The 22914-nt window shown below is 68.7% G+C and carries 16 protein-coding genes; 8 read left to right on the top strand and 8 right to left on the bottom strand.

Annotated features, from left to right (window positions below; translation table 11 throughout):
- Nucleotide 1: 1 nt before the first annotated feature.
- Nucleotides 2–547 (bottom strand): carbonic anhydrase, encoded by a 546-nt coding sequence (locus tag CCUG20998_RS02315; protein ID WP_015354248.1) that lies wholly within the window; start codon nucleotides 545–547, stop codon nucleotides 2–4.
- A 178-nt stretch (nucleotides 548–725) separates the two neighbouring features.
- Between CCUG20998_RS02315 and CCUG20998_RS02310 the strand changes: the two genes are divergently transcribed.
- Together CCUG20998_RS02310 and CCUG20998_RS02305 are read left to right on the top strand one after the other, a co-directional pair.
- Complete coding sequence (locus CCUG20998_RS02310; protein ID WP_181005676.1) at nucleotides 726–1487, top strand: glycerophosphodiester phosphodiesterase family protein; 762 nt, start codon at nucleotides 726–728, stop codon at nucleotides 1485–1487.
- 122 nt (nucleotides 1488–1609) lie between these two features.
- Complete coding sequence (locus tag CCUG20998_RS02305) at nucleotides 1610–3034, top strand: lipase maturation factor family protein (protein WP_038578536.1); 1425 nt, start codon at nucleotides 1610–1612, stop codon at nucleotides 3032–3034.
- Between the two features lie 80 nt (nucleotides 3035–3114).
- On the opposite strand, the gene CCUG20998_RS02300 is transcribed toward CCUG20998_RS02305, so the two are convergent.
- Together CCUG20998_RS02300 and CCUG20998_RS02295 are read right to left on the bottom strand one after the other, a co-directional pair.
- Nucleotides 3115–5589, bottom strand: coding sequence for a PE family protein (locus tag CCUG20998_RS02300; RefSeq protein ID WP_038578533.1), 2475 nt, complete (start codon nucleotides 5587–5589; stop codon nucleotides 3115–3117).
- Nucleotides 5590–5778: 189 nt separating this feature from the next.
- Nucleotides 5779–6963, bottom strand: coding sequence for a PPE family protein (locus tag CCUG20998_RS02295; protein WP_038578530.1), 1185 nt, complete (start codon nucleotides 6961–6963; stop codon nucleotides 5779–5781).
- A gap of 436 nt (nucleotides 6964–7399) precedes the next feature.
- On the opposite strand from CCUG20998_RS02295, the gene CCUG20998_RS02290 reads away from it, so the two are divergent.
- On the top strand, nucleotides 7400–8776 hold the full coding sequence (locus tag CCUG20998_RS02290; protein ID WP_020731520.1) for an NADP-dependent succinic semialdehyde dehydrogenase: 1377 nt from the start codon (nucleotides 7400–7402) through the stop codon (nucleotides 8774–8776).
- Between the two features lie 120 nt (nucleotides 8777–8896).
- Here the strand turns inward: CCUG20998_RS02290 and CCUG20998_RS02285 are convergent, their stop codons facing one another.
- Both CCUG20998_RS02285 and CCUG20998_RS02280 read right to left on the bottom strand, forming a co-directional pair.
- Nucleotides 8897–9568 carry a TetR/AcrR family transcriptional regulator gene (locus tag CCUG20998_RS02285; RefSeq protein ID WP_012392459.1) on the bottom strand — a complete coding sequence of 224 codons (672 nt, stop codon included), beginning with the start codon at nucleotides 9566–9568 and terminating at the stop codon, nucleotides 8897–8899.
- Between the two features lie 98 nt (nucleotides 9569–9666).
- On the bottom strand, nucleotides 9667–11373 hold the full coding sequence (locus CCUG20998_RS02280) for an acyl-CoA dehydrogenase family protein (protein WP_020731519.1): 1707 nt from the start codon (nucleotides 11371–11373) through the stop codon (nucleotides 9667–9669).
- Between the two features lie 341 nt (nucleotides 11374–11714).
- Between CCUG20998_RS02280 and CCUG20998_RS02275 the strand changes: the two genes are divergently transcribed.
- Together CCUG20998_RS02275 and CCUG20998_RS27750 are read left to right on the top strand one after the other, a co-directional pair.
- On the top strand, nucleotides 11715–12695 hold the full coding sequence (locus tag CCUG20998_RS02275) for a phosphotriesterase family protein (protein WP_012392457.1): 981 nt from the start codon (nucleotides 11715–11717) through the stop codon (nucleotides 12693–12695).
- A 171-nt stretch (nucleotides 12696–12866) separates the two neighbouring features.
- The gene (locus tag CCUG20998_RS27750) at nucleotides 12867–14387 is read left to right on the top strand and encodes a PE family protein (RefSeq protein ID WP_038578529.1); all 1521 of its coding nucleotides are present in this window, start codon (nucleotides 12867–12869) and stop codon (nucleotides 14385–14387) included.
- Between the two features lie 42 nt (nucleotides 14388–14429).
- Here CCUG20998_RS27750 and CCUG20998_RS27745 read toward each other — a convergent pair whose 3' ends face one another.
- Nucleotides 14430–14912 carry a BRCT domain-containing protein gene (locus tag CCUG20998_RS27745; RefSeq protein WP_162604313.1) on the bottom strand — a complete coding sequence of 161 codons (483 nt, stop codon included), beginning with the start codon at nucleotides 14910–14912 and terminating at the stop codon, nucleotides 14430–14432.
- 352 nt (nucleotides 14913–15264) lie between these two features.
- Here CCUG20998_RS27745 and CCUG20998_RS02245 point away from each other — a divergent pair, with 352 nt between their 5' ends.
- Nucleotides 15265–17292 carry a PE family protein gene (locus CCUG20998_RS02245; protein WP_116269084.1) on the top strand — a complete coding sequence of 676 codons (2028 nt, stop codon included), beginning with the start codon at nucleotides 15265–15267 and terminating at the stop codon, nucleotides 17290–17292.
- A gap of 11 nt (nucleotides 17293–17303) precedes the next feature.
- Here CCUG20998_RS02245 and CCUG20998_RS02240 read toward each other — a convergent pair whose 3' ends face one another.
- Nucleotides 17304–18548: an acyltransferase family protein gene (locus CCUG20998_RS02240; protein WP_373145899.1), complete on the bottom strand. Its 1245-nt coding sequence runs from the start codon at nucleotides 18546–18548 to the stop codon at nucleotides 17304–17306.
- A 101-nt stretch (nucleotides 18549–18649) separates the two neighbouring features.
- Here CCUG20998_RS02240 and pgfA point away from each other — a divergent pair, with 101 nt between their 5' ends.
- Together pgfA and CCUG20998_RS02230 are read left to right on the top strand one after the other, a co-directional pair.
- A complete protein-coding gene (pgfA, locus tag CCUG20998_RS02235; protein WP_020731514.1) occupies nucleotides 18650–19930 on the top strand; it encodes a cell envelope lipid trafficking protein PgfA in 1281 nt (426 codons plus the stop codon).
- A gap of 10 nt (nucleotides 19931–19940) precedes the next feature.
- Nucleotides 19941–21740, top strand: a complete 1800-nt coding sequence (locus tag CCUG20998_RS02230; RefSeq protein WP_020731513.1) for an MmpA family trehalose lipid delivery protein — start codon at nucleotides 19941–19943, stop codon at nucleotides 21738–21740.
- Nucleotides 21741–21749: 9 nt separating this feature from the next.
- Here the strand turns inward: CCUG20998_RS02230 and CCUG20998_RS02225 are convergent, their stop codons facing one another.
- On the bottom strand, nucleotides 21750–22913 hold the full coding sequence (locus CCUG20998_RS02225; RefSeq protein WP_020731512.1) for a glycosyltransferase family 4 protein: 1164 nt from the start codon (nucleotides 22911–22913) through the stop codon (nucleotides 21750–21752).
- Between the last annotated feature and the right edge of the window lies 1 nt (nucleotide 22914).

The following is a 22914-nucleotide window of genomic DNA, read 5'->3' as shown; positions in this document are numbered from 1 at the left end:
GCTACGGGCCGATCTTCTGGACCGTGCCATCAAGTGCCATCAACCAGGTCTCCACATCGATACCCGGATGGCGCCTGAGCGCTTCCTGCCGAAAAGTGCCGAGGATTCGTTCGTGGGTGGCGGTCTCGATTTCCGGCGTGGAGATCGAATCCTCGCCGTAAGCGATCTGCACGGCGCCGCAATCGCGGTGATTGACCGCAATCACTCCGTCAATCGAGTGCAGCTCGATCGAGGCCGCGAGGTTATCCCAGAAGGTGTTGTGCCACGACTCCCAGTGCTGGGAAACGGCTCCGGCGGCAGCCCCGGCCAACGCAAACTGGCTGTACCGGTTGAGCAGACCGCGCTGCACCATGTACTCGTTGGTGGGGTGCACGAAGCGGGGGTCGATACACATCAGCAGCAACGCTTCGTAGCCCTCCGGCGGCGGGTCGGTTGTCGCGTTGCCCGGCGCGTTGGAAGCCAGCGCACCCAGCCCGAGAGTCCCGGCGCCAAGCGCTAGCAATCGCCGGCGCCCCAATTTCAAGCCAATGTGTTCAGCGCTGTTCACGTTCCCCTCCATCAACGATCAAACGACGCGGATGATGAAACCTAGCAAAGGGGTAACACCCCACATGCGCTGGCCCCGAGATGAGTCTGGCAACACCGCGGCCGCCGATCATGCCGTTGGCTGCCGCCGCCGCATGGGAGATACTTAGCCGATGGGCGGAGATGCTCACCCGCAGCAGGTGGAATTCCTTCGCGATGCGCGGCGGATTGCCATGGCGCACCGAGGATTCACCTCGTTCAGGTTTCCCATGAACAGCATGGGAGCGTTCCACGAGGCGGCCAAGATCGGGTTCCGGTACATCGAGACAGATGTTCGGGCCACCCGCGACGGCGTCGCAGTGATCCAGCATGATCGCAAGCTGGCACCCGAATCGGGAGTGGCCGGCGCGGTCGACCAGTTGACCTGGCCGGAGGTCAGCACCGCGGACCTAGGGGGCGGAGAACCGATCCCGACCCTCGAGGAGCTGCTCGTGGCGCTGCCGCAGATGCGGTTCAATATCGACATCAAAGCCGATTCGGCGGTCGAGCCGACGGTCGAGGTCATCGAGCGGTTGCAGGCACATCGCCGAGTGCTGATCGCGTCGTTCTCCGAACGCCGTCGCCAACGCGCGCTGCGTCTGATGTCCCAGCGGGTCGCCAGCGCGGCCGGCATGGGGGCATTCCTGGGGTTCATGGCCGCGCGAACGGCCGGTCGACGGGCATCGGCGATGCGGATGCTGCGCGACAGTGACTGCCTACAGCTGCCCGCGCGATTCGGCGGCCTGCCCGTCATCACCCCGGCACTGGTGCGGTCGGTTCACGCATCGCGGCGGCAGGTTCATGCCTGGACCATTGATGACCCGGCCATGATGCACGCGCTGTTCGACATCGGCGTGGACGGAATCATCACCGATCGCGCGGATGTGCTGTGTGATGTGCTCGGCGCGCGGGGAGAGTGGTAGCGCGAAACCGCCTGGAGCAACAGACATGATTGATCTGTTGGACCGACGTGCCGGGGCACTCGGCAAGCACGCTTTGACTTGTTATGGGCTTCTAGGGCTGTCACCGGCTGAGGAGTACTGCCATGGAATGGTTTTCGGCATCCGAATACTGGCTGGGCCGCCTCGTGCTCGAACGTGGCGTTGCGGCCATCTATCTCACCGCGTTTGTCGCCTCGGCACTGCAGTTCCGGGCCCTCATCGGCGAGCACGGCATGCTGCCGGTGCCGAGGTATCTGGCCCACCGGTCCTTTTGGAGAACGCCGAGCGTATTCCACTTCCACTATTCTGACCGGCTTTTCGCCGGAGTCTGCTGGTTGGGCGCAGCACTGTCGGCGGCGCTGGTCGGCGGGACCGCCGACCTGGTGCCGCTGTGGGGCGCAATGCTGATGTGGCTGACGCTGTGGGTGCTGTATTTGTCGATCGTCAATGTGGGTCAGGTCTGGTACGGGTTCGGCTGGGAATCATTGCTGTTGGAAACCGGCTTCCTGATGGTCTTCCTCGGCAATGACCGGGTTGCCCCACCGCTGGTGATGCTGTGGCTGGTGCGCTGGCTGCTGTTTCGGGTCGAATTCGGCGCCGGACTGATCAAAATGCGCGGTGACGCATGCTGGCGCAACCTGACCTGCCTGTACTACCACCACGAGACACAGCCGATGCCGGGACCGCTGAGCTGGTTCTTTCATCGCATGCCCCGACCACTGCACCGTATCGAGGTGGCGGGCAACCACTTTGCTCAACTCGTGGTGCCGTTTGGACTGTTCGCTCCGCAACCGATCGCCAGCATCGCGGCCGTGATCATCATCGTCACCCAACTGTGGTTGGTGATGTCGGGCAACTTCTCCTGGCTCAATTGGCTGACGATCTTGCTGGCGTGCAGCGCGATCGAGCAGTCAGCCGCGCGCAACGTGCTACCCATACCCGTGCGGGCCGCACTGCCGCCGCCGCCAACGTGGTTTGCCGCACTCGTGCTGATCTTCGCGGCAACAGTGTTGGTCCTCAGCTACTGGCCGGCACGCAACATGCTCTCCCCCCGGCAGCGAATGAACATGTCGTTCAACCCCGTGCACCTGGTCAACACCTACGGCGCGTTCGGCAGCATCTGCCGCACCCGGCGCGAGGTGGTGATCGAGGGCACCAGCGAGGCAGAGCTCAACGCGCAGACGGTATGGCAAGAGTACGAATTCAAAGGCAAGCCCGGCCGGGTGGGGCGGCTGCCCCGGCAGTGGGCGCCCTACCATCTGCGCCTGGACTGGCTGATGTGGTTCGCGGCCATTTCCCCGGGCTACGCGCTGCCGTGGATGACGCCGTTGCTAACCCGGTTGCTGCGCAACGATCGAGCCACCCTGCGGCTGTTGCGTCGCAATCCATTTCCCGATACACCACCACGCTATGTGCGAGCCCAGCTCTACCAGTACCGCTTCACCACGCTGCAGGAGCTGCGCCGTGATCACGCCTGGTGGCATCGCACGCTGATCGGCAAGTATTCCGCCCCGATGTCGCTGGACTGACCCAGCCCTGAACGGATCCCGTTGTCCTGAAACGACCGCCCGGCAAGGCGGCTGGCGCCCGGTCCGGAGGACATATCCCGCTAGGGCGACCCGTTTTGACCCGGTGTGCCGCCAACCTGGCCGGCGCTGCCGCCCTTGCCGCCGCTTCCGCCGTTGACGCCGTTGCCGCCGTTGCCGCCGTTGCCGTACGGCGACGCTTCGTAAGTACCGTTGATGACCAACCCGGCGTTGCCGCCGTCACCGCCGTCGGCGGCCGCGACGCCGGCACCGGCATCGCCGCCATTGCCGCCCGCGCCGATGAGCCCGAGCCCGCCACCACCGGCGCCTCCGCTGCCGCCGTTACCCGTGGGCGCCGCGCCACCGTGCCCGCCGGCACCGCCGATGCCAACCCCCAATCCACTGGCGGCCCCGCCCGCACCGCCGTTGCCGCCCACCCCACCCGTCCCGATGGCGGCTCCACCGTCTCCGCCGGCACCGCCGCTGTAGGCGCCGAAGAGCGGCGTCGTCCCCGAGCCACCATTGCCGCCGGCCCCGCCGATTCCACCGGCACCGGAGGCCCCACCACCGGAGCCGCCGTCGCCGCCATGCGCCACACCGAACCCAAAGAAGTCGAAATTCTCGACGAAGCCACCATTTCCGCCGCTCCCAGCGGTCCCGGTGGTCGCCGTGCCGCCGTCGCCGCCCGCACCGCCCAGGTTCACGTCGATGGCAAAGATGCCCTCGGAAATGCTGACGCCGCCCGCGCCGCCGTCGGCGCCACTAGTACCCGAACCGCCGTGCCCGCCGGCACCACCGATACCGATGTCGATCCCGATGGGGCTGTGGGCGACGGCCACTCCGCCGTTGCCGCCGAGTCCACCGCCGCCGGTGGAAGCATCGCCGCCGGCGCCGCCGGCCCCACCGATGCTGAAAAACAGGCTCTCCGCACTGCCACCGGATCCACCGAACCCGCCGAAACCACTGGTACCGGCCTGACCCTGACCTCCGGATCCGGCAAAGGCGGCCAGCACTGCGTGGGCGCCACCGCCCCCACCACCGTCACCGCCGTTGCTGCCGACACCGGTGCCGGCGCCGCCACCGTCGCCGCCCGCCGCGATCAACCCGAAACCCGTCCCGCCGAGACCGCCAGCGCCGCCGGTGCCAGCGGAAGCGGCGCCACCAGCGCCACCAGCGCCGGCGGTACCGCTCAACAACCCGAAGCCGTGAGCGCCGGCGCCTCCGGCGCCGCCGGTCCCCGCGCCTACCCCGCCGGCCCCGCCGGCCCCGCCGGCACCCGAGCCCACGGCCGCCAATCCGAGACCACCAGCGCCGCCGGCCGCGGCGGTCGCGCCGGCACCGGTGGCCGCCCCACCAACCCCGCCGACTCCGCCCACGCCCGAGCCCACGATCGCCACGCCGAGGCCACCACTGCCGGCGGCCCCAGCGGTGGCGCCCACGCCGGTGGCGGCCCCACCGGTGCCGCCAGCACCGCCATGGGCCGCGGCAAAGCCGACGAAATCGAATGCGACGCAGCTGCCGCCGCTACCGCCCGCCCCGGCCATCCCCGTGCTCGCCGCACCGCCGATGCCTCCACCGCCGCCCTGGCCGAAGGCGATTCCGACGTAGCCCGAATAAGCGGAACCACCGCCACCTCCGGCACCGCCCGTAGCGCCGGCGCCCCCGTGCCCGCCAGCACCGCCGACGTTGAAATTGATCCCCGCGGGGATACGAGCGGTGGCCATGCCTCCGGCGCCGCCGGCACCGCCGATTCCCGTGGTGGCATCGCCGCCGTGTCCGCCGGCCCCGCCGAGGCTGACAATCAGGCCGTCCGCGTTGCCTCCGGCGCCGCCGACGCCGCCGGTTCCGCTGCTAGCGGCGCCGCCATCGCCACCGCCTCCGCCGATCGCGATGAATGCCCCTCCCGCGCCTCCGGCCCCACCGGCCCCGCCGTTGCCGGCACCGCTGGCAGCCCCGCCGAGTCCCCCGGCCCCGCCGCCGCCCCACAACCATCCGCCGGCGCCGCCGGGGCCGCCTGCCGCGTCGGCGCCTCCGGCACCACCAGCCCCGCCGTTGCCGATCAGCCCGGCCGATCCACCGGCACCCCCGGCCATCCCCGCCGAACCCGATCCGCCGTTGCCGCCGTTGCCGAACAACAGCCCGCCGGGTCCGCCGGCGTCCCCGCTTCCCGGGGCACCGTTGGTGCCGTTGCCGATCAGGGGGCGCCCCAACACGGCGGCGGCGGGCGCGTTGACCATCCCCAGCAGGTCTTGCCCGAGGGTCTGCAACGGCGCCGTATTAGCGGTCTCGGCGGCCGCATACATCCGAACGCCACCGGTCAGCGCCTGGACGAACCGACCGTGGAACGCCACCGCCTCAGCGCTCACGGCCTGGTACTGCAGGGCATGGTCGGAGAACAACGCCGCGATGGCGGCCGACACCTCATCACCGGCAGCGACCATCAGCCGGGTGGTCGAAACTGCGGCTGCCGCATTGGCCGCATTGATAGCCGCACCGAGACCGGCCACATCCGTGGCGGCCGCCGTCAAGGTGTCCAGGGCCGCGATCACACCAGACATGAGCTCCCCTTACCCCGGCCAGCCGTCGATCCAGATTCAAGCACAACTCCGGTGCCCTATCCGGGGATTGCGCTGACAGGTACTCCGGCCGACGCAGCCGCGGCTTCGCGGCACCGGCCAGCACCGCCCCCGGCACGGGGCCTGGATTGAAACTCCTTGCAGGACTGGATGGTTTGATGCTGACCGCGCTTACGCCAGTGCTACCCAACTGGCCGGCAGCATCGGCACCCGCGCGCCGGCGCACGGGTCGGCGCCGCCGACGGTGACCAACCCACCGGCCGGCAGGGTTGTCGGGTTGGGCATGGTTGCGGCGAATCCGACCAGGCCAACGCCTTGACCGGGCGCCGCGGCGGCTGCGGCGGTCACCGCTGCCGCGCTCGTCAGCACCCCCAGTGAACCCACCGCGGCATCCGCGACCGGCGCAGCCGCAACGGCCGGCAGCGCCAACCCCGCGGCAAGATTGGCACCCAACGCCCCAACCGAGCCCAAAGCCGCACCGCCACCGAGAATCCATTCGATCACCGCGGCGACGACCAACAACGGATCGAACACGATCTGCAGCGCCGGCAGTACGACAAAGCCAAACCAGAGCATCGCGTAATTCCATAGCAGGGAAAGCGCAACGGAAAAGTGGCCGGTCAAGAAATCCAATAGCGCCAGCAGCGGGAGTTTCAGTCCGTACGTCGACAGCACAACGATGCCGACAATCAATTCAAATACATTGATGAATTCGGCTCCGACCAGCGTCGCCAACTCGAGCAATAACCGCTGGATCGGCGTTTCAGCGACAGCCTGGACGACGGCGCTGGCGAATTGCGCTGCGGCATCGGCCCCGGGCTTGATGATGACCGGCGCCGGGGGCGTGCGCGGTACGGCGAGTAGCGCATCAGCCGCAACCGCCTGGTAGACGCTCATGGTGGTGGCGGCTTGGATCCACATCCGCACGTAGTCGACCTCGTTGAGCGCAATGGGGATGGTGTTGAGGCCGAAGAAGTTGGTGGCCACCAACACCGCGTGGGTGGCATGGTTAGCCGCCAACTCGCCCAGCGTCGGCATCGCGGCCAGGGCGCCGGTGTAGGCCGTCGCGGCGGCCTGATGGGCCGCTGCTGTTGCCGCACTGTCGGCGCTGGCCTGCATCAACCAGGACAGGTACGGGACATAGGCCGCGATGCAACACTGCGCGCTGGGGCCGTCCCAGGCGCCGGCTTGGACACCGGTCAATATCGCGGCCAGTTCTTCGGCCACCGCCAGGTATTCGGCGCTGAGCTCCGTCCAGGTTTGCGCCGCCGCCAGCAGTGAACCTGGTCCCGGCCCCGCGCTCAGCAGCGCCGAATGCACCTCCGGCGCAGAAGCCATCCACAGCGGCGCTGTCATGTCGAGTCCGCCGGGCCCGCGCTTCGCCCCTCACCGCGGCCCCCGAACGCCGTTGCCGCCCGCAACGGCGGCCGCGTCGCCGAACCGACAGTCAGCGACCCACCGGGATCTGCTTGAACGCCCAAAACTTGTCCTCGAGATGTGTCATATTCGCAGGCTGCACCGGGCCGCCGGCGCTGGAATAGCCAATCACGGATCGCGTATTTCGAATCGATCTAAACAATCCGTTCGCAATGCCTGCAAGATCTGGTTAATTCGTTCTCGTTTTAACGTGATAAAGAAAAACTATGAGCGCAGGCGGCCTCGGCCACCGGCCCGATCTCCGGGCACCGTTGGCCCGGCCGCGCCCGCATCTGGCACCTCTCTGCAAGCGCCGTAGTGGCAGGCTGGATACTGGCCCGATTCATGTAATCAACCCAGCGATAAGGAAGTCAGCGTGCCAATCGCCACGACCAACCCGGCGACCGGGGAGACAGTCAAGACTTTCACTGCAGCATCCAACGATGAGGTCGATGCAGCGATAGCGCGCGCCTACGCGCGGTTCCAGGACTACCGCCGCAACACCACGTTCGCCCAGCGCGCAGAGTGGGCTCACGCCACGGCCGATCTGATAGAGGCCGAGGCTGACCAGACTGCCGCCCTGATGACGCTTGAAATGGGCAAGACGATCGCATCGGCCAAGGCCGAAGTCCTCAAGTCCGCCAAGGGTTTTCGCTACTACGCCGACAACGCTGCGGCGCTGCTCGCCGACGAGCCCGCGGACGCCGGCAAGGTGGGCGCCTCTCAGGCCTACACCCGCTACCAGCCGCTGGGTGTGGTGCTGGCCGTGATGCCGTGGAACTTTCCGTTGTGGCAAGCCGTCCGGTTCGCCGCGCCCGCTCTGATGGCCGGCAACGTCGGGCTGCTCAAGCACGCCTCGAACGTGCCCCAGTCCGCGCTCTACCTCGCCGACGTCATTGCCCGCGGCGGCTTCCCGAACGGCTGCTTCCAGACGTTGCTGGTCTCCGCCAGCGCGGTGGAAGGCATCCTGCGTGACCCCCGCGTGGCCGCGGCCACGCTCACCGGTAGCGAGCCCGCGGGTCAGTCGGTCGGCGCCATCGCCGGCGACGAGATCAAGCCCACCGTGCTCGAGCTCGGCGGCAGCGACCCGTTCATCGTGATGCCGTCGGCGGACCTGGACAAGGCGGTCAGCACGGCGGTGACCGGACGGGTGCAGAACAACGGCCAATCCTGCATCGCCGCCAAGCGATTCATCGCCCACGCCGACATCTACGACGCGTTCGTCGACAAGTTCGTCGAGCAGATGTCGGCGCTGACAGTGGGTGACCCGACCGATCCGCAAACCCAGGTCGGTCCGCTGGCCACCGAACAAAGCCGCGACGAAATCGCCCAGCAGGTCGATGACGCCGCCGCGGCCGGGGCCGTGATCCGCTGCGGCGGCAAGCCCCTGGCCGGCCCCGGCTGGTACTACCCGCCGACGGTCATCACCGACATCACCAAGGACATGAACCTCTACACCGAAGAGGTCTTCGGCCCCGTCGCCTCGGTGTACCGGGCCGCCGATATCGATGAAGCGATCGAGATCGCCAACGCCACCACCTTTGGGCTGGGATCCAATGCCTGGACCCAGGACGAGGCGGAGCAGCGCCGTTTCATCAACGACATCGAAGCCGGCCAGGTCTTCATCAACGGGATGACGGTCTCCTACCCCGAACTCCCATTCGGCGGCATCAAGCGGTCCGGCTACGGCCGCGAGCTCGCCGGGCACGGGATCCGCGAGTTCTGCAACATCAAGACCGTCTGGGTCGGTTAGAGGCGCGCCAGCTTCGGCTTAAGGGCGACGTTTTGCAGGAAGGTTCGAGCAACGTCCTGCGAAACGTCGCCCTGGGGCGACGGCCTAATGCCGCCAGCGGCGCGCGCGCCCACACGCGCGTCAGGTGACCTTTCGAACCTCGACGGTCAGGCTCGGGGAGTATGCCGCCGTCAGCACCGCCACCAGTCGGCGCACGGCCAGCGCAGGCTGCTCCGGGGTGGGCTCATCGAGCCCGAGGATGGGGTCCAGACCACGCATGTAGGGCGCCAGCGCCAGGTGCGGAAAAATCATCAGCAGCAGCGACAACAACGCATCGGTATCCGAATCCGCACGCAGATCCCCGCGGGCCAGCGCGTCTCGCACCAGCGGCCGCAGCACCTCCAGGTAATGGCGATGTATGACACTGCGCACGCTGATGCGGGCATCGGTGTCGACCTCTAGGGTCGCGGCGGCGTGCAGCGCGCGCTCGCGCGGGTGCTCGGCGAAGTAGGCCACCCAGCCGTCGAGTAGGTCGGTGAGGAATTCGAAGAATGGCCGGCTGGAGTCGAGTTCCCGGATCAGACCTTCGATGTGGGTGCGCACCCGCTGACTGGCGATGTCGGCGATGTACGCATATAGGTCACGCTTGTCCGCGAAGTACTGGAACAGGCTGCCCTTGGCGACCCGAGCCCGGCGGGCAATGACGTTCAGGCTGCCCTGGGAGAAGCCGTGTGCCCCGAATTCGGCCTCTGCGGCTTCCACGATGGCCGCCCGACGAGCCGGATCCACCCGCGCCCAAGTCACCGTCGGCATCAAGCCTCCTCGCGCCAATGACCGTTGGTCATTTCACTGTGCGGGGCTCACGGTCAACGATTACCGCCCCGCACCGAGGTTGCCACGGTTTTACCGAATCAGGGGCGCATTTCGTAGGCGCCGTTGAGCGGCAGGACGTGTTCCTTCCAGACCTGGTCGTAACGCGCCGCGTCATGCGCCGGGCGGCGGATCATCCGCATCGCGAACTGGGCCTGTTGGTCGGTCGTGGCCGCCTTGTCATTGAGTTCGACGGCGTAGCTGTTGAAGTCCCGCACCAGCAGGCCGAAGATCTCGTCGAGCAGCGCCTCGTCCACGCCCGACAGCGGCGCCTCCTCCAAGATCAGCTGCGCATAGGGCACCAGCGCGAAGATCTGGCCGACGCCGAACGCGAAGTCGATGTCCTTCTGCTGGGATGCATCCGGGGTGGCGCCGGCCAGCATCTCGGTCAGCACGTCGATCTGTTCCCGCAGCAGCGCGACATTGGGCAGGTGACCGTAGCTGTCGAACGGGGCGCGCCAGTCGTGGAAGCGCACCTTGCCCAGCCCGCCGGTGGGGCCCTGGTTGAACAGGAAGGTGTCGTCGGCCGCGTCGTCGCGACGGGGAATCAGCGGCAGCGCGGCGTCGGGGGCGAACAGGAAGTTGGGCATGAACTTGGCCAACAACCCGATATTGATGTGGACGGTTCCCTCCAGCCTGGGCAGCAGGCCGATCTCGCGGGCCACGGTCTCGAAGAAGGTGTCCTTCTCCACTCCCTTGGCGGCGATGACGTCCCACAACGCGGCAATCACGCGCTCGCCCTCGCTGGTGACCTTGGCCTTGGTCAGCGGGCTGTAGAGCAGGTAGCGACGGTCCTCGGCCGAGGCGCTGCGCATGTAGTCGCTGGCCCGGCTAGCCACCAGCCGCATGGCGACCAGGCGCGCATAGGCGTCGGTCAACAACCGGCGCACGTGGCTGAAGTCGGTGACGACGGTGCCGTACAGGTGGCGGTTGGCCGCGTGCGTGATGGCCTCGTAGAAGGCGTGGGTGCACATGCCGACCGCGCCCCAGCCCAGGTTGTACTTGCAGACGTTGACCGTGTTGAGCGCGGCATGGAAGGCCCCCATCCCGCGGTGCAGCAGGTCGGCCTCGGTGACCGGGTAGTCGTGCAGCGCGTAATTCGCCACGTAGTTCTGCGAATTCACCACGTTCTTCTTCAGCTCATACCGATCGTGCTGCGAGTCGGCGGCGAAGAAGACGTACTCCGGTTCCTTTGACGAGTCCTCGATCTTGCCGAAGGTCGAGACCATCCGCGCAACGTTGGCGTTGCCGATGTAGTACTTCTCGCCGCTGGCGGTCCAGCCGTGCTCGGACGGCGTCAGGATCATGTCGGTCTGGTAGACGTCGGCGCCGTGGGCCTGCTCGGACAGTCCGAAGGCGAAGACCTCGCCCTGCTCCAACTGCGCGGCCGCCTTGCGCTTGGCGTCCTCGTTGTCGCTCATCCAAATCGGGCCCAGGCCCAACGCCGTCACCTGGAACGGGTACCAGTAGCTCAGCCCGTAGAAACCGATAATCTCGGCGAACTCACTGATGCGGTAGGTGTCCCAGCGGCAATCGTCAGCGCCATATTCGGACGGCGTCAACAACGAGGCGAAGATGCGGTGCTCGGCGATGTGGTTGAGAAAGTCCGAGTACCAGGCCCGGTCGTGGTCGTCGCGCTTGAGGCGCGCCTTTCCGCGGGACTCGAAAAAGTCCACTGTCGCGGCCATGATCTCCGCCGAGCGCGCGTCCGGGTATTTGCGTTGCAGGCGGTTGGGGTTGAGCAGCATGAGGGGAGCTCCCATGACTTGACTTCGAAAAGGACGAGCTTAGACGGTACGCCACGCGCCTCACCGCGACCGCGCCGGTAGGCACAAACCGTCGATAACGCCAGGTCGAACGGCTAAAGCCAATCAGCAATTCGGCTGAAATTCGCTGCGTTCTTTCCGTTTCCGGCCGCCACGAATGTGTATTCCGGCGGCCGCCACATCCGCTACACCGTAATAGCGGTGAGCCATTCCCGGCCCCCGGTGCGGCCGCGCGGCGCGAAGGATTTGGCCGGTTCGAGCACGGAAATGAGCCGGGCAAACACCCCTGTTGGCCAGGCCATTATCGACCTAGCATCGCTAATGTGTCAGCGCTAAATACCGCTCGCGGACCCATCGATACCGCTGATCTGGGCGTCACGCTCATGCACGAGCACGTGTTCATCATGACCACCGAAGTCGCCCAGAACTACCCCGAGGCTTGGGGTGACGAAGAGAAGCGGGTGGCTGATGCGATCACCCGGCTCAACGAATTGAAGTCGCGCGGTGTGGACACCATCGTCGACCTGACCGTGATCGGCCTGGGCCGCTATATCCCGCGCATCGCCCGGATCGCCGCCGCCACCGACCTCAACATCGTCGTGGCGACGGGCCTCTACACCTACAACGACGTCCCATATCGTTTCCACTATCAAGGCCCCGGTGGGATGCTCGACGGCCCGGAGATCATGACCGACATGTTCGTCCGGGACATCGAACAGGGCATCGCCGACACCGGCGTCAAGGCCGGCATCCTCAAGTGCGCCACCGACGAGCCCGGCATCACCCCCGGTGTCGAGCGGGTATTACGTGCGGTGGCCCAGACGCACAAGCGCACCGGGGTGCCGATCTCCACCCACACCCACGCCGGGCTGCGACGCGGACTCGAGCAACAGCGCATCTTCGAAGAAGAAGGTGTCGACCTGAGCCGGGTGATCATCGGGCACTCCGGTGACAGCACCGACGTCGGCTACCTCGAGGAGCTCATCGCCGCTGGCTCTTACCTGGGGATGGACCGCTTCGGCATCGACCTGATCCTGCCGTTCGAGGACCGAGTCAGCATCGTGGCGACGATGTGCGAGCGTGGCCACGCCGACAAGATGGTGCTCTCCCACGACGCCAACTGCTATTTCGACGCGCTGCCCGAGGAACTGACAGCGGTGGCCACTCCGAACTGGCACTACCTACATATCCACAACGACGTGATCCCGGCGCTCAAAGAACGAGGGGTGACCGACGAACAGGTGCACACCATGCTGGTGGACAATCCGCGCCGGATCTTTGAACGACAGGGCGGCTACCAGTAGCGACGCGTCCCCGCTCCAGGCGCGTCCACGGATAAGCCAGCAAATTCACCGAAGTCCGGTGAAGCGCCGGATCGGCAACCCGGAATGCGATATGCTCGCCGCGCGGCCGAATACTCAATCCAGCTGACCAGGCACGATGGTCGGTAAGCGGGAGAAGAGAGGGGTAGCAGCGTGCCCTTTGTGGTCACGATTCCCGAGCAACTGTCAATAGCAGCAACAAATCTGGCGAACATCGGTTCGACCATCAGCACGGCCAATACGGCCGCGGCCGCCCCCACCACCACGCTGCTAGCCGCCGGGGCTGACGAAGTATCGACGGCCATCGCCGCACTGTTCGGCTCACACGGCCAGGCATTTCAGGCACTGAGCGCCCAGGCCGAAAACCTGCACGGACAATTCGTCACGACCCTCAACTCCAGCGCGTTCTCGTATGCGAGTGCCGAGGCCGCCAACGCGAGCCAGAACCTGGTCAACGCACTCAACATGCCCGCCGAGGGGCTGCTGGGCCGGCCCCTGATCGGCAATGGCGCCGACGGCGCGCCCGGGACCGGACAAGACGGTGGCGACGGCGGCATCCTGTGGGGCAACGGCGGCAACGGCGGCTCCGGCGCGCCCGGCCAGCGCGGCGGCGACGGCGGGGATGCCGGGCTGTTGGGCAAGGGCGGTTACGGCGGCAACGGAGGAGCCGGCCAAACCGGCGGGACCGGCGGGGCCGTTGGGCTATTCGGCAACGGCGGAGGCGGTGGCGGCGGCGGAGCCGGCGGCGGCGCCGGCGGACTCGGCGGGGATGCCGGCCTGGTGTTCGGCGTCGGCGGACCCGGCGGCGACGGCGGCGACGGCGGAGGAACGGGCGGGGCGGGAGGGGCCGGCGGCACCTTCTGGGGCCCGGGCGGCGCCGGCGGCAGCGGCGGTCACGGCGGAGCAGGTATCGCCGGCAACGGCGGGGCAGGTGGCGCGGGCGGCGCGGTGTTCGGTATGGGCGGCGACGGCGGGCAGGGGGGACTTGGCGGCTCTGGCGGCAACGGCGGAGCAGGCGGCGACGGCGGCTTGCTGTTCGGCACGGGCGGGCAGGGCGGCGAAGGCGCATCCAACAACAACACGGGGGGCGCGGGTGGAGCGGGCGGCAATGGCGGCCTGCTGTTGGGTGACGGCGGGCAAGGCGGGGCGGGCGGAAAGGCGAGCGTCGGCGGCGGCGGGGCCGGCGGCGCCGGCGGCAGCGCCGGCCTGCTGATCGGAAACGGCGGAGCCGGCGGCGACGGCGGGATAGGAACCACCGGCGGCGGGCACGCCGGAGCCGGTGGCGGCGCGGCCCTGCTCATCGGCAACGGCGGCGATGGCGGACAGGGCGGCAACGGTATCAATGGCACCGGCGCGAACGGCGGGGCCGGTGGCGATGCTGGCCTGCTGCTAGGCACCGGCGGCAACGGCGGGGGCGGCGGGACCGGCACGGGTGCCGTGGGTGGAAACGGCGCGGCTGGAGGCAAAGCCGGCCTGATCGGCGGCGGCGGAAGCGGCGGGGCCGGCGGGAACGGCAGCAACGGCGGTAACGGCGGCAACGGCGGCAACGCCCAGCTGATCGGCAACGGCGGCCACGGCGGACATGCGGGAATCGGGGCAATTCGGGGCACCGCTGGTACCGGCGGCTACGGCGGGCTGCTGCTTGGCCAGAACGGGTCGAACGGGTCCGCTTAGCAGGGTGGGCTGCGTGTGCTGCTGAAGCCGCGGGGTAGGACTTCATTCGCCAGAGGTTCGAGCTCCTAGCAGACGACTGAGCGCATCCTCGTTAATGATGGGGATGCCGTACTTGCGCGCCTTCCTTGCCTTTCCAGTGGCCGAGTCGGGATCGGCAGCGACCAACAGGCGCGTCCTGCGGGTAGGCGACCCGACCTCGATGCCGCGCTGAGCTAGTTCTGCCTCCCACTCAGACCGGGGGCGCCGCATCGACCCCGTGAGGCATAGAACGTCGCCCGCCGCCAACGCGAACTCGGCGCAGGCCGAACGTGCAGAAGCCATTGCCAGAGAGGCATCCACGCGGTCGGCGGACAGCCCGAGGAGTTCAGCGACCTGAAGCAGGTCAGCGCGCTCGTCGTCGGTGACAACCCCATCGGCAACCGCAACCCTCGCCATCGACCGCAAGTAGTCGTGGTGGATCTCGTCGAGCAGCCGACGCGAGAGGATGGCTCGGCCTACGATGGGTGCCCCTGAGCCCGCCGTCACACTTTCCGGGGATGGAGCCGGGTCTGCTGCGGGTCGCTGTCCGATAGCTGCAAACCACCGCCATTCAATGGAGTCAACAAGCCGTTGAACTTGCCGCTGCCTCCCTCACCAGGGGAGCCGCTTCAACCCGCCGCGGCGGCGGGCAGGGCCGGGAGCGGTTGGCGCGTTCCACTGGGGTATCAGCGTTCGGGCCCCAGGTCCGGCCGGCGGTGACGACATGCCCGACTACCAGCGCGTCAACGTTGGATGAACTGCCCATCGCGCCCACCAGATCGCGATACGCTGTATTCCTGACTGATTCCTCGACCCACTGACCAGGCGGCGGCCGGTGAGCTGACGAGAGGACTGGCTCATGTCGTTCGTTTCCGTCATCCCTGAAGAGCTGACTGCGGCAGCCACGAACCTGGCCGGTGTCGGATCGACGATCAGCACGGCCAATGCCGCCGCGGCAGGCCCCACTGCCGCGGCGTTGGCCGCCGGCGCCGATGATGTTTCGGCGGCCGCCTCATCATTTTTCGGCGCCTACGCGCGGGACTACCAGGCGTTCAGCGTGCAGGTCGAGGCCTTTCACGACCAGTTCGTGCGCGCCGTTACCTCCGGTGCGACGTCGTATGCGGGTGCCGAGGCCACCAGCGTCCAACAGATCCTGCTCGACGCGATCAATGCGCCCACCCAAGCGCTGCTGGGACGCCCGCTGATCGGCAACGGCGCCAATGCGGCCCCGGGATCCGGCGCAAACGGGGACGACGGCGGCATCTTGTACGGCAACGGCGGCGCGGGTGGCTCCGGAGCGGCCGGCAGCAAGGGCGGTGACGGCGGCGCCGCCGGATTCGTTGGCAACGGCGGCGCTGGTGGAGCCGGTGGGAACAATGCCGCGGGCGGCTCCGGCGGGGCGGGAGGCCTGCTGTACGGCAATGGCGGAGCTGGCGGCATCGGAGGCACCAGCGCCGGCTCGGGCGGAGCCGGCGGCGCGGGCAGCCTGCTGTTCGGTACCGGCGGAGCCGGCGGCACTGGCGGGTTCGGCGGCGGCCTAATGACCAGTGGGGGCGTCGGCGGGACCGGCGGGGCCGGTGGCCTGCTGTTCGGCACTGGCGGCGCCGGCGGCGCCGGCGGCGGCAGCAACGCCTTCACCGGGGGTGACGGCGGGTCCGGCGGGGCCGGTGGCCTGCTGTTCGGCACCGGCGGAGCCGGCGGCGACGGCGGGCTCGCTCCAGGCGCCATGTTCGGAACCGGGGGTAACGGCGGCACCGGCGGGGCCGGCGGCACGTTGTCCGGCATCGGCGGGAACGGTGGAGCCGGCGGGCTCGGCCAAGTCAGCGGGGGCGCGGGCGGGGACGGCGGAAACGGCAGCGTGTTCTTCGGTGGGGGCGGCGACGGTGGTAGCGGCGGGCACGGCACAACCGGTAGCGGCGGCAGCGGCGGCAGCGGCGGCAGCGGCGGCTTCCTGCCCGGCGGCGCCGGAGTCGCCGGGCTGATCGGCGATGGCGGAGCGGGCGGACACGGCGGCAGCGGCGGCAGCGGCGGCGGGACCGGAGAAAGCGGCGGGAGCGCCGGCACGCTATTGGGCAATGGCGGGGCCGGCGGCGGCGGCGGATCGGGCAGCACCACCGCGGGCGGTGGCGGCAGCGGCGGCGACGCCGGCGCGCTGTTCGGCAATGGCGGGGCCGGCGGATCGGGCGGATCCGGTGCCGCCACCGGCGGATCCGGGGGAACCGGCGGCTCCTCCGCACTCCTGTTCGGCACCGGCGGGGTCGGCGGAAGCGGCGGGGCCGGCGGCGACAGCGGCGGGACCGGCGGGGCCGGCGGACAAGGGGGCGCGATGTTCGGCAACGGCGGGGCCGGCGGAGGCGGCGGAGACGGCATCAACGTCGGAGGCAAAGGCGGGGCCGGCGGAGCGGCCGCCACACTGTTCGGCAGCGGAGGCACCGGTGGGGACGGCGGAAACGCCGGCGCCGGCGTCACCTTCGGGGGCGCCGGCGGGGAGGGCGGGGCCGCCGCCCTGCTCGGCGGGAACGGGGGTTCCGGCGGGCATGGCGGAATCGGGAATGTCGGCGGCAAGGGCGGGGCCGGGGCTGCCGGCGCGATGCTGCTCGGCAATGGCGGCGACGGCGGCGATGGTGGAAATTCCCTTGCCAGTCTCGCCGGTGCGGGAGGAGCCGCCGGTAACGCGGGGCTGATCGGCAGCGGCGGCACCGGCGGGGCCGGGGGCCAGAGCTTCTCCGGCACCGGCGGTAAGGGCGGCGATGGCGGCAGCGCCCTGTTGATCGGCGACGGCGGCAACGGCGGCAACGGCGGGACCGGGGCTACCGCTGGTGTCGGCGGCACCGCGGGCACGGGTGGCTTCCTGTTCGGACTGGACGGGATGAACGGGTCGCCGTAGCTGTGCGGCGCTCAGGGCGCGATCGCGTCCGCTTCCCGGTCGATGTCCTGCCCGGCGCTGTGCTCGGTCCGTTTCTCCCAGCGGCGCAATGCTTCTCGACAGGGTGACTCGACCAGCGCATAGCTGACGGCGGCGATCGCGAAGCCAAAGATCAACGTCAGCACCAGCACCATCGGCATCCGTCCGGTGAACGCAAAGGTGCCGATCACCGGGAACACCATGTCCAGGGCGGCCAGGTGCCAGATGAACAGCCCGTAAGACCAGCGCCCCAGGGTCACCATGGTGGTGCTGCCCAGTAGCCGGTGGGGCGTGCCGGGCCGGTCCAGCACCAACGGGGCCACCAGCGCGAACGCCACCACGGCACCCATCGCGGTCTTCACCGCGAATTGCGTCGCCGAGCCCTGGACCAGGCCGGCCGGACCGGCCAGCGGTGATGCCGCCACCAGATACGCCAGCACCGCCACCACACCGATCAGCACGCGGTGGCGCGCCAACCGGTGTACCAGCCCGATCGGGCTGTGCACCCACTCGGCCAGCAACATGCCGGCGGCGAACCAAGAGAAGAAGGCCGGCGGCCAGTTCAGCGGGTTCATCCCGGAACCGGCGGCCACCGGCAACCACGCCCAGGCCAGACTGAGCGCGGCCGCGGCGGCGATGACGGGCACCCGGGCCCCGACTGGCACACGGCGGGCCAGGAACGCGAGCAGCGGCAATGCCAAGTAGAAGCCGACCTCGACGGACAGGCTCCACATCTGGGTGAGGCCCCCGGTCAGCGTCAATGGCACGTAGATCTGGGTAAGGGTCAAGTTCGCCAGCCACACGGTCAAACTCGCGTGGTCCGAATCCGGCAGCAGGGACAAGATCACAACCACCGCGACCACGTAGGCGGGCATGATCCGGACCGCCCGCGACCGCAGATAGTGACCCGTGCGGGGACGCGGTGATCCGCCCCGAGCGGCCGCAGCGTGCCCCCGCCACAACAGAAATCCCGACAGCGCGAAGAACACCGCCACCGCCAGATCGAAGCGGCCGAACAGCCGGCCGGCGACTCCACTGGAGTGGCCGGTCTGGAAGGCGACATGGGTGACGACCACCCCCATTGCCGCGCAGGCACGCATGCCCTCCACAGGAGGCAGAAAGCTGCGTGTCCCCCCCACCTGCTGGCCGTCGGTCACCATCACAGTCTGCCCGTCATCGACTGGCGGCCGAATCGGGTACACCGGCAAAGTTGGGGCAGGTTCGCACACCGGGACCATACGTTCTGCTGTTAGGGTCAAACGGGTTTGACTGCCTGCATATTCGGGTGGGAACAGGTCGCGGCCAACGAGTCTTTGGTCCAGAAGGAGGTCACAGCAACGTGAACCGAGCAGTCATGTTGCGGATCGCCGCATTGGGAACGATCGGACTCGGGTCCGCTCTCCTGATCGCCGCGCTGCTGCTGTCGACCTATACCAGCAGCAAGATCACCAAAATCCCGCTCGATATCGATGCCACCCTGATCAGCGAAGGCAAGGGATCGGCGCTCGACTCGGCCTCGCTGGCCACCGACCACATCGTCATCAACCAGAACGTGCCGTTGGTGTCCCAACAGCAGATCACGGTCGAGTCACCGGCCAATGCCGATGTGGTCACCCTGCAGGTCGGAACCTCGGTCCGGCGTACCGACAAGCAGAAGGACACCGGTCTGCTGCTGGCGATCGTGGACACGGTCACCCTCAACCGGCACACGGCGATGGCCATCTCCGACGACACCCACACCGGGGGAACGGTCCAGAAACCGCGTGGCTTCGGCGACGAAAGCCCGCCAACCGCTATCCCGCTGCGGCACGAGGGCTTGTCCTACCGCTTCCCGTTCCACACCGAGAAGAAGTCCTACCCCTACTTCGATCCGATCGCGCAGAAGCCGTTCGACGCCAACTATGACAGCGAAGAGGACGTCAACGGCCTGACCACCTACCGGTTCACCCAGAACATCGGCTACAACTCCGAAGGCAAGCTGGTCGCACCGGTCAAGTACCCGTCGCTGTACGCCGGCGACGAAGACGGCAAGGTCACCACGACCGCCGCGATGTGGGGTGTTCCGGGAGAGCCGGACGAAGAGATCACGATGACCCGCTACTACGCGGCGCAGCGCACCTTCTGGGTGGACCCGGTCACGGGCACCATCGTCAAACAGACCGTGCACGCCAACCACTACTTCGCCCGTGAGGCGATGAAGCCAGAGGTAACCCTGGCCGACTACAAGGTCACCTCCAACGAAGACACGGTCGAGACCCAGGTCAACACCGCCCGCGACGAACGTGACCGGCTGGCGCTGTGGTCGCGGGTGCTGCCGATCACGTTCACCGCAATCGGCTTGGTCGCGCTGGTCGGCGGCGGGCTGCTCACGTCGTTCAGCCTGCGGACCGAAAGCATCCTGATGGATCCGAGCCTGGACCGCGACGACACCGACTTCCTGCGGCGCGTCGGACTCGAGCAGCCGGTGCCGGGAGCCGAAGCCGAGACCGAGAAGCTGCCCGCGCAGCGTCCAGACTCGTCGGACGACGGTCCTGACTCGGACAAGACTCCGCCCGATTCGGCCGAATCGTCGTCGGAGTCGGGCTCGGGTGAGCCCTCTGGTCCCGAGGAACGGACCTAGCCCGCCGACGATGCGGGCCAAGATGGCCCGGGGAGAAGGCGCAGGTTGGGCCTCGCCGCGCAGCGCCTGCTGGTGGCGGCCGGGGTACGCGCTGGTGCTGGCGCTGCTGGTGGTCGGGCCGGTGCTGGGGCCCGGATATCTGCTGCTGCGCGACGCGGTATCCACCCCGCGGTCATATCTCTCCGACAGCGCCCTGGGGTTGATGGCTGCGCCGCGGGCGACGCCGCAGGATTTCGCGATAGCGCTGGCCTCCCAGGCGATAGACGGCGGGATCCTGGTCAAGGCACTGCTGGTCTTGGGGCTGTGGCTGGCGGGCTGGGGCGCGGCCGTGCTGGTAGCGCGGGCACTGCCCGCGGCCGGCGCCGGAGGCCAGTTCGTCGCGATCACCCTGGCGATCTGGAATCCCTACGTGGCCGAACGCCTCCTGCAAGGCCATTGGAGCCTGCTGCTCGGCTACGGCTGCCTGCCCTGGGTCGCGGCCACCATGCTGGGGTTGCGCGCACCGGAGGCAAGCCAGACCGGATTCTTCGGGCTGGCCTTCTGGATCGCGCTCGCCGGTCTCACCCCTACCGGGTTGCTGCTGGCCGCGACGGTAGCCCTGACCTGTGTGGCTGCTCCCGGCGCCGGCAAACCACGGTGGCTGTGCGCAACGGCCGCGTTAGCGACCGCGCTGGTCGGTGCCCTGCCTTGGCTGACGGCGTCGGCCCTCGGTTCGTCGCTGACCACCCACACGGCCGCCAACGGACTCGGCGTTGCCGCGTTCGCGCCGCGCGCCGAACCGGGTCTGGGCACGCTCCTCAGCTTGGCCAGTCTTGGTGGCATCTGGAACGGCGATGCCGTGCCCGGTTCGCGAGCCACTCTTTTCGCGGTGGCCTCCGCCGCGGTCCTGTTGGTCGTGGTGGCGGTCGGACTCCCCACCGTGGCGCGACGGCCGGCGCTGGTGCCGCTGCTAGTGCTGGCCGCGGTGTCGGTGCTGATGCCCGCCGCCCTGGCAACCGGCCCGGGCCTGCACATCTTGGCTGCCGCGGTCGATGCCGCACCCGGTTTGGGGGTGCTCCGCGACGGGCAGAAATGGGTGGCACTGGCGATGCCGGGTTATGCCATATCCGCCGCGGCAGCGGTGTCGACCCTGTCACGCTGCAAGACGGCCGCAACGCCCCTGAAGTCGACACTGGCGGCGTCGGCGTGCTGCCTGGCGCTCGTGCTGGCCCTGCCCGATCTGGCATGGGGCGTGCTGGGCCGGGTTGCGCCGGTGCATTACCCGCCGGGGTGGACCGCCGTGGCGACCGCGATCAACCATGAGCCTGGGACCGTCGCGGTCTTGCCCATCGGCACCATGCGGCGATTCTCCTGGTCCGGTCGGGCGCCGGTGCTCGACCCGCTCCCCCGCTGGGTTCGACCGGACGTGTTGAGCAGCGGCGATCTGGTCATCTCCGGGGTGCTGGTGCCCGGCGATGGCGTGCGCGCCCGAACGGTCCAAAAGTTGCTGCTCGCCGGGGCCGATCCGGCGGCCCTGGCCCAGGCCGGGGTGGGCTGGCTCGTCGTCGAAGTGCACGGCGGCGGCGAGATGGGCGAAGCCGGACGCACACTGGACCGCCTGACGCCGACCTACCGCGACGACGAGCTGGCCCTGTACCGGATCGGTGGCCGGTCCGCGGGTGTCCCGGCCGGGGATCGTCGGGCAATGATGCTCGCGCATTGGGCGTGGTTGTCGATGTTGCTCGCGGGTGGCGCCGGAATGGCCGCCAGCCGGGTGCGCCGACACTTAAGCGGTCGCGAGGAATCGCCGACGGATCTCGCAGCGGATTAAGTCTCGGGGCTACACAACGCCGCTGACGAACCGACCGGCTGGTACGGCTTCCAGGACGCTACGCATCCCGTCGACACTTTCCTGCCAGGAGAACTCGGCACTGCGCACCTGAGCCTTGGCGCCGAGCTGATCGCGCAGCACCGGATCGGCCAGCAGTCGTTCGAGCTGATCCACCAGTTCGGCGTGGCTGTCGACCAGGATGCCGGTCACTCCGTCGATGATCGAATCGGATAGACCACCCGAGGATCGATACCCGATGGTGGGCACCCCGTGTTGGGCCGCCTCGACCACCGCCAGCCCCCAGCCTTCCTTGCGCGACGGCAGCAACTGCACCCATGAACTCTGCAGCACGTGGTGTTTGGTCACGTCGTCGACGTGACCGTGGAAAGTCACCGCGTCGGAAATGCCGAGCCGGTGCACATGATCGATCAGCCGTTGTCGCCACCAGCCGCCGCCGACGACGTCGATGTGTAGATTCGGGCTGCCCGGCGTGCGTCGCCGCAGCTGCGCGACAGCCTCCAGCGCGTCCTCAATCTGCTTGTGCGGCACCAGCCGGGACAACACCACCACCCGCGGCGTCGCCGCCCGCGGTCCGGACAGGGTTTGCCCGGGCGCCTCGTCGAGGCCGTTGCGGACCACGGCAATTCGCTCGTTGTCGACACCGAGCGCGACGAGATCGCGGGCCGAGGGCAGCGACACCGTCACGTACTGGTTGCGCCGGTTCAGCCATGGCGACAACTTTGACTCCACGAACCAGCCCAACCGCCCGAGCACCGGACCCGCCACCGGCCACTGCTCGCGATGACAGTGGTGCACCAGCACCACCACCCGCCGGCCGAACACCAGCCGGGCCAGGAAAGGGAGCCCATTCTGGGTGTCGATGACCGCCGCGGGCCGCACCCGTCGCAGCGGACCCAGACCCATTCGCGCCGCGACCATCGCCAGCAGCGCCCACACGTATACCGAGTAGCGGCCACCCGCGCGGTTGACCCGCACCCCGTCGACCAGCTCCCATCGCGGAGCACCCGGGTAACGGGCGGTGCGCAAGGTGACCTCGATCCCCGAGGCCGCCAGTTGCGCGCCGATGCGCTGCAGATATGTTTCGCTACCGCCCCCCTGTGGGTGTCCGGTGTCGCGCCAACACAGCAGCAGCACGGAGCGCAGATCAGACATC

Source organism: Mycobacterium marinum, assembly GCF_003391395.1.
Classification (GTDB): domain Bacteria; phylum Actinomycetota; class Actinomycetes; order Mycobacteriales; family Mycobacteriaceae; genus Mycobacterium; species Mycobacterium marinum.
This window is presented reverse-complemented; position numbering and strand designations above follow the sequence as displayed.

Excerpts from the sequence above, each read along its gene's own strand:
- CCUG20998_RS02305 (WP_038578536.1), top strand. The coding sequence starts at position 1,610 with ATGGAATGGTTTTCGGCATCCGAATACTGGCTGGGCCGCCTCGTGCTC.
- CCUG20998_RS02300 (WP_038578533.1), bottom strand. The coding sequence starts at position 5,589 with ATGTCTGGTGTGATCGCGGCCCTGGACACCTTGACGGCGGCCGCCACG.
- CCUG20998_RS02295 (WP_038578530.1), bottom strand. The coding sequence starts at position 6,963 with ATGACAGCGCCGCTGTGGATGGCTTCTGCGCCGGAGGTGCATTCGGCG.
- CCUG20998_RS02285 (WP_012392459.1), bottom strand. The coding sequence starts at position 9,568 with ATGCCGACGGTGACTTGGGCGCGGGTGGATCCGGCTCGTCGGGCGGCC.
- CCUG20998_RS02280 (WP_020731519.1), bottom strand. The coding sequence starts at position 11,373 with ATGCTGCTCAACCCCAACCGCCTGCAACGCAAATACCCGGACGCGCGC.
- CCUG20998_RS02245 (WP_116269084.1), top strand. The coding sequence starts at position 15,265 with ATGTCGTTCGTTTCCGTCATCCCTGAAGAGCTGACTGCGGCAGCCACG.
- CCUG20998_RS02240 (WP_373145899.1), bottom strand. The coding sequence starts at position 18,548 with ATGGTCCCGGTGTGCGAACCTGCCCCAACTTTGCCGGTGTACCCGATT.
- CCUG20998_RS02230 (WP_020731513.1), top strand. The coding sequence starts at position 19,941 with ATGCGGGCCAAGATGGCCCGGGGAGAAGGCGCAGGTTGGGCCTCGCCG.
- CCUG20998_RS02225 (WP_020731512.1), bottom strand. The coding sequence starts at position 22,913 with ATGTCTGATCTGCGCTCCGTGCTGCTGCTGTGTTGGCGCGACACCGGA.